Source organism: Streptomyces sp. WAC03905 (assembly GCF_057371075.1).
In genome coordinates, this window is record NZ_JBXYDZ010000003.1 from 1101927 (window position 1) to 1117126 (window position 15200).

Consider the following 15200-nt stretch of genomic DNA (forward strand, 5'->3'; position numbering starts at 1 on the left):
GATCACTCCCCGGCCGCCGCCGCGGCAGCGCGCGCCGCCGTCACGATCGGTTCGAAGTAGCCGGGCACCTGGCCGCCGCCCACCACCAGGGTGCGGTCGAGCAGGGCGTTGCCCGTCTCGCAGCTGGTTTCCGGCAGCAGGGTGCAGGCGTGGCACGCCGCCCGGTTCAGGTTGTCGAATCCCTGACCGGTGTGTTCGGCGCACAACGGGTCCGCCGAACACCAGGCCGCCGCCTCCGTCATCCGCAGCAGGGTCTCGGTGAGCCGCGGGGGCTCGCCCTGCTGGACGAGCCCGCCCAGGGTGCCCTCGGCGTCCCCTGCCGCCGTGTACACGAGCACCCCGAACTGGTCGTGCTCCGGGCGTGCGTACACCCGCTCGCGGAGGCTCGCCGTCGCGTACCCCGACTCGAACGACAGCTGCCGGATGAGGAGGTGGGCGAGCGTGTGCAGGAGGACGAACCGTGGGGAGAGCGTGGCGCCCGTCACCGCGGCCAGCCGGTCGGCCTGGAACGAGCGGGAGAGGTCTTCGCTCATCCCGGTGACCCGTCTGACCACCCGCTCGTCCCGCTCCCAGGACCGCAGCGCTTCCTTGTCCAGGGTGAGGAAGACCCCCTCGCCGAAGACCTCCACGGCGGGCAGCCACCGTAGTTGCCGCGCGGTGTCGGCCGGGACGAAGGTCTCGTTCGGTGAGACGCGGCGGAAGCCTTGCAGGGCCCGTACCTCTCGGAGCCGGTCGGCGAGCACGATCCGGCCCATCCTCTTTCGCAGCCCGGCCCACGGCTCCGTCCGCTCGCCGTCGAGGCCGAGACCGGTCTCGCGGACCGCGAAGTCCCTAGTGGCGGGCGGGGTCGGTGCCATGAACGCCGCCCACTCCTCGCGGCTCATGTCAGGCACCACGGGATCGTCGCCGCCCTCATCTCCCGCTTCCCCGGACGCACCGGGCCTGTCGGCCGAAGCGATGGGGGCGGACGGCACGGGCGAGCCGGTCTCCTGTTCAAGGAGCGCGTCGAGCAGGGCGTCGTCCGCGCCAGTGTCCTCTTTGATGAGATCGCGGTACAGCAGGCCCCGGGCCGTGCTGGCCTCCTTGCACAGCGGGATCCACAGGTCGGAGGCGCGGACCCGCTCGGCGAGCAGCTCGTCCCGGCCCCCGGCCCCCACCACGGTCGCGCCCTCGGCCTCCGGGATGTCGAGGGCGGAACTCACCACCGGGTAGTACACGTTGCCCGCCGTCCGCTGCACGATCTGGACGGGCTTGACGCAGTCGACCGCCTCGCCGAGCCGCTGCCAGGGATTCCGCCCCGAGCAGCGCATGCCGTGCGTGCCGAGCACGTCGAGCAGGTCCCGGGAGGCTCCGCAGCCCCGCGCCAGACAGGTGACGGAGAGCGCTTCGAGGCCCGTCGCCCGCTCCGAGACGTCGAAACGGAGCCGCTCACGCGTCGTACAGGCCTGCCGGGCCGCCGCATCGAGCCGGGAATGTGCCCAGAACCACCAGTCGACGTCTCCGAGATGACCGCCAGCGCAGATCTGCACGAACCGCATGGGCGTCAGTCGGCGCACCGGTGAGCAGCCGGAACAGCTTGGCGGCACCCCCGGCTTCTCGTCGGCGACGCGCCAGCGCGCCATGCGCCGGCAGGAACCGCAGAACAGCCAGGAGGGGAAGCGGATGTACGGTGCACCCGCCGCGTTCTGGCGGTCGAAGCGATCGTCGAGCGCCGGGGGAGCCGCGTAGAAACCGCTCACCCCGAGGCGCGAGGCGAGACGGGGCGAGACGACCTCCTGCCGCTGCCTCGGCCAGTCCCCGATGCCCGTCGCCACGAACGACTCGCCCTGGATGTCGAACACCGCGCCGACGCCGAACGGCAGCACCGTCTGGGCCTGGCGCACCCGCAGCCGCCTGCTCACAGGTCCGCCCCCTTCACCGTCACCTGGCACTCCCGGTCAACGTTGCGCATCGAGTGCGGGGTCTCCCACAGGCCCCCGGGCCGCTCGAAGTTCTTCAGCAGGTTCATCTGGCCCTTGCCCTGGCTGCGGTAGTAGAGCTCTTTGCCCTCCTTGCGGGCGTCGAGCGCCCGCTGTTGCCAGCCGGACAGCAGCTCGTCGAGCTCCTCACGCACGGCCGCGGCCACCCGGGGGTCACCGGCTGCCGCGCGGGTGGCTAGCCCTTCGACGATCGCATCGGCCTCCACCAGTCGGTCCAGCACGTCACCCGCCTGGTTCTCGGCGTACAGGCCGAGCCCGTGGCGTACGAGGATGACGAGAGCGGCGTGCAGGGCACGGCGGCGGGACGGTGTGGACCACGGCGTCACGCTCGTCGGTTCGACATACCGGTAGAGCGAACGGTGGTAGACGTCGAAGGTCTCGTAGTGCGAGCGATCCCGGGGCCGAGTGGCGTTGAAGAACGTCACGACGAGCCCGGGTACCGCGTGGCGCCCCACCCGGCTTGTGGCCTGGATGTACTCGGCGGTGGTCTTTGGCTGTCCCTGCATCAGCATCAGGGCGAGCCGCTTCACGTCCACGCCGACCGACAGCATGTTGGTGCACGGCAGGAACGACACCGCGTCCGCGGCCGTGTACGGCTTCTCCAACCGGTCGAGCAGCACGGGCTGCTCCGCCCTCGGCAGATTGCTTGTCAACTCCTGCACTTCGCCGTCAGCCAGCGGGCGGGTGCCCCGCCCGCCGTTGAGCCCGGCGAGCTGCGCCGGGATGTCATCGGCCGCGGCGGTGACCGTACGGCCGAGTTCACGGAGGCTGTGGTGGTAGGCCACCAGGGTCCAGTAAGCGTCCCGGTGTTCCTCCGGCAACTCCCACGCCCCCTGGAGCATCGCCGCCGCGGTGGCGACGGACGCGCGGCCGGCGGTGTGGCCCTGCGCCATCACGCCGACGTAGTCGCGTCCGGGGCGGGAGGTGTCGGGCTCTGCGAAGTACGAGCGGCGGGCGTCGAGCCCGGCCGGCGGGAACAACTGCACCTCACGCCCGTACAGGCCACGTACCTGCTCCCCGGAACGGCGGATCGTCGCAGTCGAGGCGACCACCTTCGGGCCAACGCCGTCTCGGGTGCACAGGCCGAGAACCGCAGCCTCGTACAGGCCGACGGTCGACCCCAGCGGCCCTGTCAGGAGGTGGAGCTCGTCCTGGATGACCAGCGACGGAGGGGCTGCATCCTTCCCAGCGCCGTCCGCTCCTGCCCCGCCCGTACCGAAGCCGAACAGCCGACCTGAGCGGGCCTCCCAGGCGAGGCGCGCGAACTTGTCGACGGTCCCCAGGACAAAGGTGGGTGGCCGGTCGTACAAGTGCTCATCGACGACCGCGACCGGAAGCTCGTCGTGAAAGGTGCAGTCGTCGCTCGGGCAGAAGAACGCGAACGAGCCTCCATCCGCCCGCACCCCGTAGTCGCCGATGTCTGGCGATTTGTGGCGCGGCAGAATGCTCGTCCCGCACCAAGGGCAGCGGTCCAGGATGAACACGTCCTCCGGTTGGGCTGCGGCCCTCACGTCCTCGAACGCCCTGCGCGCCGCGTCGTACGTGTTCGGGGACGTCGCCTCTCCCACCCACAGGCCGATGGAGAACGGCTCCTCTCCCAGCGCCGAGGGATCGTCCCGGCGCAGCCGCTCCAGAGCGCAGACTGTGGTCGCGGCCCGCTGGAACTGCTGCGTCGTCAGGAGGCTCAGGGTGTAGCGGCTGAGCACCGCGGTGCCCCCGCCGTCCGGCGCGTTCCGGCGCAGCACCATCACGAACGCGGCGAGCAGCAGGTACGCCTCGGTCTTGCCTCCACCGGTCGGGAACCAGATGAGATCCGCGACCTCGCGATCCGGATGCCGGGGATCCGCCACCCCGTCGAGCGCCAGCAGGAAGAACGCCAGCTGGAACGGGCGCCACGCCGCGTCCGCAAACGGCTCGGGTTCGCTCATCGGGGTCCGCAGCCGGGCTCGGCGCTCGCCCGCCCGGTCGGAGGCGGAATGCCGCATCTGCAGGGTCATCGCGCGGTTCGCCGTACGGAACGCCGCCAGCAGCTCCGGCCGTCCGGGGTCGCACAGGGTGCGCACGCCCGACTCGACGCGGTCCACGACGGCCTCGACCCGGCCGAGGATCCGGTCCGCAGCCTCCCTGCCCCAGTCGGGGACCGGGGTGTCTTGTTGCTCCTCGAACCATCGCCGGTACCCCGCGGCAAAGTCGAGCAGCTCCGCCCGCAGAGCGTCCCGCGGCACGGTCGGGTCGGACAGGTGAGACACCCGCAGGACGGGCAGTCCGACCGGCCCTGCGGCCCGCGTCGCCGGTACCTCGGACCGGGGCATCACCGCGGCTGCGACGCCTGCGACCCCGCCCGCCTCGCCGGGGATCTCCCGCACCGCGCAGCCGTGTCCGACCGCGTACGTGACGACGTGGCGGTACTGGAGCCGCAGCTCCTGCTCCTCGGGGTCGCGGCTGGCCAGCCGAACGCTCGGGTAGGGGCGGATCCGCCCGTCGAGGGGACGGGCTTCAAGGCGTACCTGGAACAGCATGCGGTCCCACTGCCCGCCCCGGCTCCCACCCGTCGCGGTCCGGGCGTCGGTCCGGGCCGTGTTCACGAGGGCGACCGTGATGAGCTGCCCGCCGCCGAACGGGCGCCGGCGCAGCCGGATCTGTCCCCGGCCGTCGAGGACCGTGAACTCGTCCTCGTCCGCCCCGAGCGTCACCGTCTCCACGGGGAGTGGGACCCGCTGCCACTGTCGGGCCCGCTCGCCCTGCCGCGTCGCGTAGCGGGCGGCCCCGCACAGGACCTCCACGGCCGAGCCGTCCGTGTAGAAGCTGAATCCGAGGGAGGACGGCAGCCAGGAGTTCGACTCTGGAATGGGATCCGCCGACGGGGCCGTGTCGACTGCGTCGTTCTCAGTCCCCGGTCCTTCCAGCTCCTCGGCGGTCTCGGCCAGCCGCCGCTGGAGGTCAGAGTCCTGCGGGTAGAGCGTGCCCATCAGGTACTGCCGGTCCGGCGGAGCGTCGAGCGTCTCCTCCTCGCCATGAGCGGGGCCAACCAACTGCCGTCGCAGATAGTCGGCGAGTTCGTCTCGCGGGTGCACGTGCGGGGTCTCTCCTGGATCGTCGGGAAGGAGGTGGGCAGGGACGCAGGACTCCGTGGTGGCCGCCCGTCCCGGGCGTCAGCGGCGGCGCCACCACTTGCGCGGGTCGGGGCCCTGAGACTCGGCGGGCGGAGGGGGGGCCGACGGGGCTGTGTCGGGTTTCACCCGCTCCTCCAGTTCTGCGACACGTGCCTGCGCGGCTTGCGCGGCCTGTTCCGCTTCGGCGACCCGAGCCTGCGCGGCCTGCTCCACCTCTGTGACCCGCTGTCGCGCCCACTGCTCAGCAGCCTGTACCCGCGCGGTCGCCGTCTGCTCCGCGAGCTGCCTGGCCTCCTTCTGTTCGGCGAAGGCCGCCTCCGCCGCCCGCAGCCGCTCCTCCAGAGCCGACACTCGTTGACCGGCCTCCTCCTCGGTAGTACGGAGCCGCTGCTCGTACTGTTCCCGGACCTCACGGAGCTGGCGCCCGTGGTGCTCATGGGTCTCCCCGAGCCGATGCTCATGGCCTTCCTCGGCGGTGCGGAGGCGGCGTTCGTACTGTTCGCAGGTCTCATGGAGGCGGCGCTCGTACTGTGCGCGCGTCTCAAGGGGGCGGCGCTCGTACCGCTCCTCGGCCGCGCGGGAAAGGTCGCTCTCCATGGGGCTCGAGGAGGCCCGCTCGCCGGTGGCTGGCCGGGGAGGCGTGACAGTGGTCGGTGCAGGGCCGTCGGTGGGTGACGCGGGCAGGGGTACGAGGGTGGTGACCGAGGGGCGGGTGGAGAGAAACGCGTCGAACGCCTGGGAGATGGCCAGGCGCCCATCGGGCTTCACCAGGGTGTGTTCCGACAGGTACGCCCGGGGGGTCATGCCGAGCGAGGCGGCGAAGAAGGACTCGAAGAAGTCCTCGGGGCGCAGCTCTCGCGCGCGAAGACCATCGAGGACGCGCACGAGGGCCTCGACCGCCAGGACGACAGGCCGGTCCAAGAGCTGTTTCCTCTCAGAAGCATCGGCGACGGACCGCGCTGGGTCGGCGCCGAGTACATCGGCGAGGACTGCCGGGCCAAGGGCGAGCAGCACGTACCCGGACATCCAGTGGACATTCCGGTCAAGGGTCTGCGGGAGCCGACATGCCTCGGTCCAGCCCTGGTACGGAGCTTCGGCGGGCACCGGGGCAGGCGGAGCCGGGACCTCAGGGGTGTCGTTCCGCTGCGGCACGGGCGTCTCCTGGGTGACCGGCACGGGTACGGGCGCGGGCTCTGCCGCGGGTATGGGGGTGGACGACGGTTCCGCCTCAGGGACCGGGCCTGCGGACGGCGTCAGCTTGAGGAAGGCGTCGAGGGCGCTCGTGAGCAGCTCCCGCCCCTGCGCGCTGACGAGTTCGACCTCACGCACGGCCTGGCGAGGTGACAGCGAGGAGGTGGCGGCTTGAGGTGTTTCGAAGAACTCCTCAGGTCGCCGCCCCGTCGTCTGAAGGCACTCCAGGACATGGGCCAGGGTCCGTAGTGCCTTGGCCGCAAGGACGGGCACAGCACGCCCACGAGCGACCGATAGCCGGGCTGGGACGAGGTGCCCGGAGCCCAAGATGTCGTCGAGGACGACATCTCCCAGGGCCAGCCTTGCGTACTCCAGTATCCAGGGCTCGTCGCGCTTCCAGAGGGTGTGGCGTGCGACCGCGATGTCCCAACGGGCGTAGGGAGGCGCGTCATCGACGTCCAGGACGACCGCCTCGCCCTCGTATTCCTCGGGCGCGGGAGGAGCGGAGGCCTTGCGCTTGACCGCGTCCGTTGCCTGCTGAACGGGCTGGGCCGACGGTGTCGCTTGTGCCTCGGGGACCGTCCGTATCTGTTGCTCTTTTTGCACGGACCGAGCCGGTTCGTTCGGCTCTTTCCGCTCGGGCTGACGCTCCAGGACGTATCCACGCAGCTTGCCGTAGGCCTTGCTCTCGATCTGGCGGATCCTCTCTCGGGTGACGCCGAGGTCCTTGCCGATCTCATCCAGCGTGGCTTCCTCCTCTCCGAACACCCCAGCGCGACGGCGGATGACGAAGGCCTCACGCTCTGTCAGAACGGCGAGGAGCGACGCGAGTTCTTCAGCCTCCAGCAGGGCCAGGACAGCCTCGACGACCGAGGGGGCCGCCCAGCGCTCGCCGATCAGGTCGCCGAGGTTCGCCCCCTCCCCGATCTCGCGATCGAGCGAGTCGGTGACCCGGCTGATCCGGCGTATCTCCTCGACCTGGCGCACTGAGAGGTCGGCAGCGACGGCGACGTCCGCAACGCGGCGCGGTCGGCCAGCGCGCTGGAGCTCGCGCTCGATGCGGGCGACCTTCCGCATGGTCTCGTGCATGTGCACGGGAATGCGGATGGCGGCGCCCTCGTCGGCGACTGCCCGGCTCATGCTCTGCCTGATCCAGTTGGAGGCGTAGGTCGAGAACTTGTAGCCCATCGAGGGGTCGAACTTCCGCGCGGCCCGCATCACGCCGAGCATGCCGTGCTGGACGAGGTCCTCGTCCTCCAGGCCCTGACCGATGAACCCCTTGACGTAGGACCAGGCGAGCCGCTGGTTGTGCAGGACCAGGCAGTCATAGGCCCGGCGTCGGAGGTCGTCGCGCGGCAAGGCCGCGATCTCCTCGGCCGTCGGCTCGACGCCCATACGTCGGGGACCGCCGCGCAGGAGGACACTCAGCCCGACTTCTGCATCCGCGCTGAGGATCCGCTTGTCCGGTCTGACGGTACTCCGGTCCTCATCCAGGACGCGCTGCGCCGCCTCGATGGGGCGCATGAGGTGGCGGGGCACGGGTTCGGCTGGGTATGAGGATGGCCGGGCGGTCCCGGAGCCGGCCGGGGCCACGGCAGAGTGGGGCTCCGGCCGGGCCGGAGCGACTCGTGGCTGCGGTACGGGCTTGGGCACTTTCGGCCCGGCTGCCTTTGAGGAGGTTTGCCGGGTTGTCGCCCTTGGGCCCGTGCCTTCCGGGGCCCGCACGGTGGCCGTGGTGGTCTGCCCCGGACTCCGGCCTACGACCTTGATGCCGGCTTGCCGGACCAACTGGTCGAAACGGGCCTGTTCTGAGGAAGCCAAGCCCGTCAGGCGTATCACCCCGGAACGGGCCCGTTCTGTAACCCGGCGCCCTTCCACGTATCGGCTCAGGAGGTCGAACGCAGCGCCCACGCGAGGGGAGGATGCTTTGAGCCGGGGAACGGACGGGGCGTCGGACACCTGGATACCCAAGTTGCGCAGCTCGGAGAGGAGTCGCGTTCGTGCGTCCTTGTCGAGGCCCAGCGGTGCCACCTGTGTCTCGAACGTGGCAGCGGGGACGATGCCGTCAACTGCGACGCGGCGGAGAGAACCAAGGAGGTCCGCCAGTGCGGATCGGAGATCCAAGGTCGTTCAACTTTCCTGCCAGGGCGGAACGAGCTGTCCCTCTTCCGTTCGGCGGCAGCATATGCCCGCCACGTTTGCGGTGTAAACGGTCCTCTGGGAGTTTTCGTCGGGGCGCGTGTGCAGGGTATGAAACCCCTCCGCCCCTGGGCCGCCTGGCCGCCGAACACGCTTGATTCAAGGGCGACTTGGAGAGAATCGAATCTGGGGTGGCGTCGGGCAGGGGCTGGCAGGCGATTCCTCGCTCGAAAGGATGTGAGCCTAGGGTCCTAGGGGTTGAAGGTATTGGGTCGTCATGCAAGGATCCACATAGTCCGCAGGGTGGGGAGCCCTGGGTATGCATCTATGGGGGTACTCGATGATCCACATCACCCTTGGTTCAAGGCGGTACGTCAACCCGCAGGAGGACCAGCTCGGCCGTAACATCGTCGGCTTCGACCCGGTCATGGACGATGACGCTCTCTTCCACGCCAACCGTGGGTGCTGGGTTCTGGGTGAACGCGCCGAAAAGGAGCGCTACGCCCTGCTCTCCCACGAGGGCGAGGTTCGCATGGCCATCGCAATCGACAAGCTCGTCCCCGTGGCAGGGGGACGCAAGGCGATCGAAGGCAGGTACCTCACACCGGGCGACGAGGTGCACGACACCTACGTCGGCAAGGCCACGCCCGTCGAGACGACCCGTAACCCGATCACCTACTTCGACGCCCCGCACGACGCCCGCACCTGCTACTGCGGCTGCGGCGAGCTGGTGACCGGTGGGTGGTTCGTCATCGGCCATGACCAGAAGGCCTTGCACGCCCGGATCGCGAAGATTGGCAGCGTCCGCGAATTCATCGACTGGTTCGACACTGTTCACGACGACAAGCCCCTGTAGGCCGGCGTCCTCATCGTCATCGCGCCGCTCGTCGCGATCGGTGTCCTCTACTCGCTCTACAACAGTGGGCACCGGCGCGAAGGTGGGCTTCGGACTGCTGCCCACCAAGCCACCGACGCCCACAAAGCCAAACCCCACTACGCGACGCGCGACACGCCCCAGGGTGACCAGTTCCGCAACGCCGGCAGGGAGCACCGGTCCTGGCCACGGACTGAGCATCCAGGGAGATGGCATCGCCAACTACACAATCTCCACCGAAGACATCGGAACGGCGTTCTACATGTCCAGCCGCGAGCACTATCCACGGTTCCAGCGCGTCCTCGCCTGGCCGGCCGCCGGCCTCACGGCCTTCGCCGGAGACGGCACGGCCACCGCGCATTATCTGACCAAAAGGCACGGACAGCGCCACGGCGCCGCTCGCGTCGCATCCACCCCCTTCGCCGACAACGCCGCCTCCCGGGCGGTGTCCCGAAAGTTCGGCTACCGCGCCAACGGCGTCCACCGCATCGGCGCTGACGGCCACCCCTACAACGCCCACGAGGAGGTCATAGAAGCGGCCGACTGGCAGAGTTGCGCGAGCGTGCTGCCTGTCGTAAATAGCCGGGCTGCCTGACCGCATCCCGCTCTTCCGCTGATCTGCCCGCTGGGCGTCGATACGATCTTCCGGCCCGTCTGGCCGTCCTGGAGGAGTAGACGCGACGCAGCAGAGCGCTGAGGACGACCGGGCGTCTCCGCGGCCATCGTGGTGCACGAAGGCCGCGTGCTGATGGTCCGACGGCGGGTCACCGAGGCCCTGCTCTCCTGGCAGTTCCCGGCGGGCGAGGTCGGGCCCAACGAAGCCCGCGAGAACGCCGCCGTACCGGAGACCCAGGAGGAGATGGGGCTTGCCGTGAAGGCGGTGGAGCGGCTCGGCGAGCGGATCCACCCGGCCACTGGCTGGGTGACGTCGTACACAGCCTGCGAGGTGGTCGGCGGTGACGCGCACGCGGCGGACACCGACGAGCTGGCCGAGGTGGCGTGGGTTGCCCATGCAGAGATTCGGCATCGGTTTCGCCCTGGCCCTCGCCCAGCGCGTACTCGCCGCTCAGTACCCGCGCCACTCGGTCTCAGTCGTCGACGCCGAGAGAGCCATGCGGGCCGGCCGGGAGCTGACCGGCAAGTAGGCCGGACTCAGCAGTCCCCCGCGCCGGCCGGGCTTCTTCCTGGGGGGAACCCATCCCGGGTCATCCCGGTCACCTGCAAGGGCACGCACGGAAACGCCTCCAAGGTCCACAAGCAGCTGGCCACCGCCTCCTCCGACGTGGAAGACATCCACATCGGCGCGTACAACGAGACACCGGCCTTCGTCTTCTGCACCACGCTCCGCCCCCGTCTTGTTTGGCCAGCCCTCAGCTGCACTGCTCAAGCCCGAGAAGCCGTGACTGAGGCGATTGGCACTGGGAGTGCACGCTTCTGTCGCTGGTTCCGGTGGTGCTGTATACAACATGACAAGTCTTCTTCAGGCCATGTTTCACAAGGGTGGGATTGGGGCGGGATGACACATGTTGACCGAGCTCAGCTGATCGCAGACGATTTGATCCAGGATCGGGTGGTCGCGGACGCACGGCAAGATCGGCTCTCACATGGCCATATAGCCGAACAGCTCCACGGCTTGGTGATGACAGCACCAACACCTACCAACATCGCCCTGTGGGGACCCTGGGGTTCAGGCAAGAGCGGTGTCGCTAACCTCCTACGCGGGCGCCTGGAGAAGGAAGAGCGACTTCGGTTCGTCCGCTTCGACGCCTTCAAGTACGCGGAAAACCCTCTACGTAGAAACTTCATCAGCGCGGTCGCCACTGCTCTGGACATCCGTGACGATCGGTTTCATGGCGAGCTCTACGGTGGTCGCGTCACCGCGAAGCTCGAGTTCGGGCGCCGGGACATGCGTCAGCTTCTGGCCACGTTCGCGCAGATGTTCGGGCTGGTAGTCGGAGTCTTCGCCCTCATCATGCTGCTGCTCGCCTTCGTCAACGGCGGTCCGGTCCGTCAGACCTTCGTTGATACGGCTACGGAGGCCATAAAGGCCGGCATCGCCCCGGCAGCACTGTTGACCTCGTTGGCGGTGCTCGTCTCCAGGACGCTGACTCGCGAGCACAAGGTCGATGCCGCGCAGAGCGACGAGCAGTTCGAGCAGCTCTTCACCGACCTCGTTTCCCGGTCCAAGGTGAGGCGGCTCGTCGTGTTCGTCGATGAATTGGACAGGTGCGCTCCAGCCGACGTGGTCGCCACCCTTGACGCCCTGCGTACGTTCTTGGGGGTGGATCGGTGCATCTTCATCGTGGCGGCCGACCAGCAGGTACTCGAAGAAGCGCTTACTCGGGCATTGTCGCAAGCGACCCCCGCTGACACCGTCAATCCCTACTACAGCAGCGGTAGCGGATACCTGGACAAGGTCTTCCAGTATCAAGTGAGTCTGCCTCCCCTACTGGTACCGAAGGTCACTAGCTTCGCCGCAGGTCTCGTACGCGGGCGTGGAGGTGTGTGGAGCAAGGTCGACGTGGACCTGATCGTCACCATCCTTGTCCCCTCCCACGTCCGCAGTCCCCGCCGGGTCAAGGCCCTGCTGAATACCTTCGCACTCACCTACAGACTTGCCGAGCAGCGCGCTGCGGAGGGCCTGTTGGAGACCGATCCCGCTGCTCGAGCCGAGGAGATCGCAAGACTCGTTTGTCTGAGAGTGGAGTTTCCTCTGTTCGCACGGGACTTGTTGCTCGACCATCGACTGTGCGACTACGTACTCATGCTGGATACCGATCGCAGCGCCGATCTGGGGCCATTCGTATCGGAGCAGGTCAAGGAAGCCGCCCGGGGATACGCAGGGTTCACCTCGCAAGTGGACCGGCAACTCAGCGTGGACTCGTCCGAAGAGGATGCTGCCGCGGTCCGCGAGCACCACGGCCGGCAGCTCGTGGCGTATCTGCATCGCACGAGAAGCCTGTCCGGACCCGGGCGCGACCTCATCTTCCTGCAGACCAGCGGCAGCGTCTTCGGGCTGCCTGCAGCCCTCGCCAAAACACTCGAACAGCATGCCCAGAACGCCGACCTGGGGCCCCTGCAATCCGCCGTTGCCGACCTCTCGCCGGAGGAACGTCCGGCCGTACTTGCCCTGCTGATACAGCAGGCGCGTGAAGCCATTGGTCTGGAAGCCTGGAACGTCGCTCAGGCGGCACTGGCCCTCTGTGGCGACGAGAACATCCCCATTGAGGCGATCGCCGACTCGGCCATCGAAGCCCTTGCACCCTCCCTGGTGGGCACCCCGCACGCCCTCCCTGATGAGGTGATTCCCGGATGCTGGCGGCTTGCGCGGTCGAGCGACCGCGTTGCCGCTCGCGGGATTCGCAGCCTTGTCCTTCGCCACTCCAGCCTCGATGAGAACACGGCTCTGGCAGCCTCGACGCTGCGCCACATGTCTGACGCGTTGGCCGCAGATGCGGAGCGGGTTCAGGAGCTGGTCTGCGCCCATCTGCTCGGCGACAACTGTGACCCGCTGGTCTCGGTGCTCACCGGCCTCCGCTCAGCCGAGGCCGAACAGTTGATGGATGCGGTCGGTCCCGCACTGACGAAGGACCTTCAGGCTGCCTTCGAAGCTCACGATGCATGGAAGGCGACGCAGGCAGCGCCAGCTGCTGGGACCGCCGCGTCCAACGTTGGCGAGGAGGAACCACCGCTCCCCGACAGCGCCTTGGAGGCGCTGGACGCGATCTTGGAACATTGGTCCGACACCTCCCCCAGGGCCGCGCACGCTGTCGCCCGTCTGTTGCTGCATCTCGACCGCCCGACAGGCAGAGAGACTGTGGAGAAGCACCTGGAACACCTCCCACAGGTACGGGACACCGCCGTGGCCCGGGTGATCCTGTCGAGCATGAACCGGCGGCCACTACCCACCTGGCCGATGTGGCTCGGTGTCCTCGATCCCTGTCTCGACCTGCAGAACGTAGACGGCCAGGTCACTCTCCTGCTGGCCAAACTGTGGAGCGAGGCAAGTAAGAGCACAACCCCGCCTACGGCCGATACCGTGGGCGAGGTCGCGGACGGTTTCATACGCCTTTTCGGCGACCGGGCGGCCGACCAGCACCCGGACATCACGCCACTCGTCCTCGAGTCTTTGACCCCAGCAACCAGCGACGCCGAAGCAGCGGAACTTGCGAGGCTGCTCTCAGCCTCGCGGCCACTGAACGTAAGTGGCCTTCTCAACCGCAGCGCCCTCCTGCGCCACTCCGTCTCTGCTCTCATCTGCACTCTTACCACGGACGATCTGACACCTGCCGTGGACGGCGACCTACTGACGTACGTCGATGCCGCGGCTACCGAGTGCTTGCAGCAATCCACCTCAGTGGTGAACCAACCTCTGTCCCTCAGCGAGATCGGCACCCTCCTTCAATCCGTCGACGATTGCACCTGGATTCCTGAGCCCGACCACACGCGTTTGAGGGTCAGCTGCCGACTCCTGATCGCGGACCAATTGCCCGGACTCGCGCTTGAAGCAGTGGCGTCAGCTGCGGGCATGGAGAGCCACGCACGTCAGCATGGCTCGAATGCTTGGAAGGCACTCACCGGCTGGATCATCCTCGAACAACCATCCTCAACCGATTTGCTGACGGCAACCTCGGAGACCCTGAGATCGACTCAGCCAGTTGCAGACCCGCCGTTGCTGCACGCCATCAGTGGCCGGCTAGCGGCCCTGCCCTTGTCCGAACAGACCGATTTCTGGCAGAGACTGATCGGCGCCCCGCGCAAGCGGGTACCTCAGCAGTCGCTCATCGAAGCAGGATGGCCCCAGCTCCCGGACACGCACGCTGCCGCAATCTTGCTCCAACGCTACGTCGAGTCCTCCAACAACTCCGATCGCCAAGACATTCTCGACCTGTGGAAGAGCGCATCGATCACCAGTGACACCGTGCTTCGTAAGCTGATCGAGGGTGTCATCATGCCAATGCTCGAGGTGAACCAGACAGGTGCCGAGATGGCACTCGGCTACCTTCCCCGCCTCATTGAAGTAGTCCCCAAAGGCACCCGCACCGCATTGCGGAGGGCCGTGGAGAACAGCGGCAAGACGTGGCCAAGCCTCGAAAGTCGAGGAGTCTCTGCGCTCAAGGCCATCGGATACAGCGCGGAACGCCACGGCATCCTCCGCCGCGAACGCATCAGCAGAGCAAACGACGATTGAGGATGCGCCGCGACTGAGCCACATGCGTACGCCCCGGGAAAGCATCTTCGAGCGCCAGCAGTCCCACAGTCATGGTCCGGAACAAGATGGGCGAATGCCACCTCGATCCATCCTGCGCTCCGCCGGCGACGCATGCGATGCTTTCTCCGCCCGTCCGAGGAATCGAGGCGGCGTAATAGCGCCATCGCTGAGTGCGGATCGTGGGAGAACACGCGACGACACACAGGCACGCACGGAGCCTGCGGACTCATCGGTTCATCGGGCAGCCACGAGCGACCGGCGGATCAAGGTCTCAGGCCAGGGTGCGGGCCTACCACCAGTACACGAAGACCCTGCTGTGACCAGCAGGGCAAGAGCCAGGTCTCCGATGCAGGGCGGGAGGCCACCGACTTCGCCCACTGCCGTCACCGAGGTCAGCAACGGCGGGACATGATCGGGACCGATGCTGACCACTTGCTGACCTGAACCCCGGCAGCAGGGCGCTGACCTGCAGGAATGCCCAGATGTCAGGTGTTGGACTTGAACATCGTACGCAGCATGGAGAAACTCCCGGATTGTCGGCTCCCTGCCCGCTTTATGCAGGTCAAGGGCGTTCTCCGCAGCCTACAACGCTTCGCCCGCCGGGTCAGCCGTCCCGGGTGAATCGGTGGGACGCCGCGGCAGGTTCGCGGCGCTCCCCGCTGCCGACGGGCGGGAGAGGTTAGAAGATGGAC

At 68.1% G+C, this 15200-nt stretch carries 7 protein-coding genes and 1 pseudogene; 5 read left to right on the forward strand and 3 right to left on the reverse strand.

Annotated elements, in window-relative coordinates:
- Positions 1 to 2: 2 nt before the first annotated feature.
- The 3 genes from drmB to AC2RP6_RS07950 all read right to left on the reverse strand — a co-directional run bounded on the left by drmB (position 3) and on the right by AC2RP6_RS07950 (position 7807).
- Positions 3 to 1901 carry a DrmB family protein gene (drmB, locus tag AC2RP6_RS07940; protein ID WP_486445537.1) on the reverse strand — a complete coding sequence of 633 codons (1899 nt, stop codon included), beginning with the start codon at positions 1899 to 1901 and terminating at the stop codon, positions 3 to 5.
- A complete protein-coding gene (locus tag AC2RP6_RS07945) occupies positions 1898 to 5053 on the reverse strand; it encodes a helicase-related protein (RefSeq protein ID WP_486445538.1) in 3156 nt (1051 codons plus the stop codon). Before AC2RP6_RS07945 ends, drmB begins: the two co-directional genes overlap by 4 nt.
- Positions 5054 to 5131: 78 nt before the next feature.
- Positions 5132 to 7807, reverse strand: a complete 2676-nt coding sequence (locus AC2RP6_RS07950; RefSeq protein WP_486445539.1) for a sigma-70 family RNA polymerase sigma factor — start codon at positions 7805 to 7807, stop codon at positions 5132 to 5134.
- A 955-nt stretch (positions 7808 to 8762) separates the two neighbouring features.
- Here AC2RP6_RS07950 and AC2RP6_RS07955 point away from each other — a divergent pair.
- From AC2RP6_RS07955 to AC2RP6_RS07975, 5 genes and pseudogenes are all read left to right on the forward strand, one after another.
- Positions 8763 to 9278 (forward strand): hypothetical protein, encoded by a 516-nt coding sequence (locus tag AC2RP6_RS07955; RefSeq protein WP_486445540.1) that lies wholly within the window; start codon positions 8763 to 8765, stop codon positions 9276 to 9278.
- 280 nt (positions 9279 to 9558) lie between these two features.
- Positions 9559 to 9891 carry a hypothetical protein gene (locus tag AC2RP6_RS07960; protein WP_486445541.1) on the forward strand — a complete coding sequence of 111 codons (333 nt, stop codon included), beginning with the start codon at positions 9559 to 9561 and terminating at the stop codon, positions 9889 to 9891.
- A 126-nt stretch (positions 9892 to 10017) separates the two neighbouring features.
- Positions 10018 to 10317: pseudogene (locus AC2RP6_RS07965) on the forward strand (NUDIX hydrolase); the annotation flags it as partial.
- A complete protein-coding gene (locus tag AC2RP6_RS07970) occupies positions 10301 to 10441 on the forward strand; it encodes a hypothetical protein (RefSeq protein WP_486445542.1) in 141 nt (46 codons plus the stop codon). The pseudogene AC2RP6_RS07965 and the gene AC2RP6_RS07970, both read left to right, overlap by 17 nt.
- A 371-nt stretch (positions 10442 to 10812) precedes the next feature.
- A complete protein-coding gene (locus tag AC2RP6_RS07975; RefSeq protein ID WP_486445543.1) occupies positions 10813 to 14487 on the forward strand; it encodes a KAP family P-loop NTPase fold protein in 3675 nt (1224 codons plus the stop codon).
- Positions 14488 to 15200 lie beyond the last annotated feature (713 nt).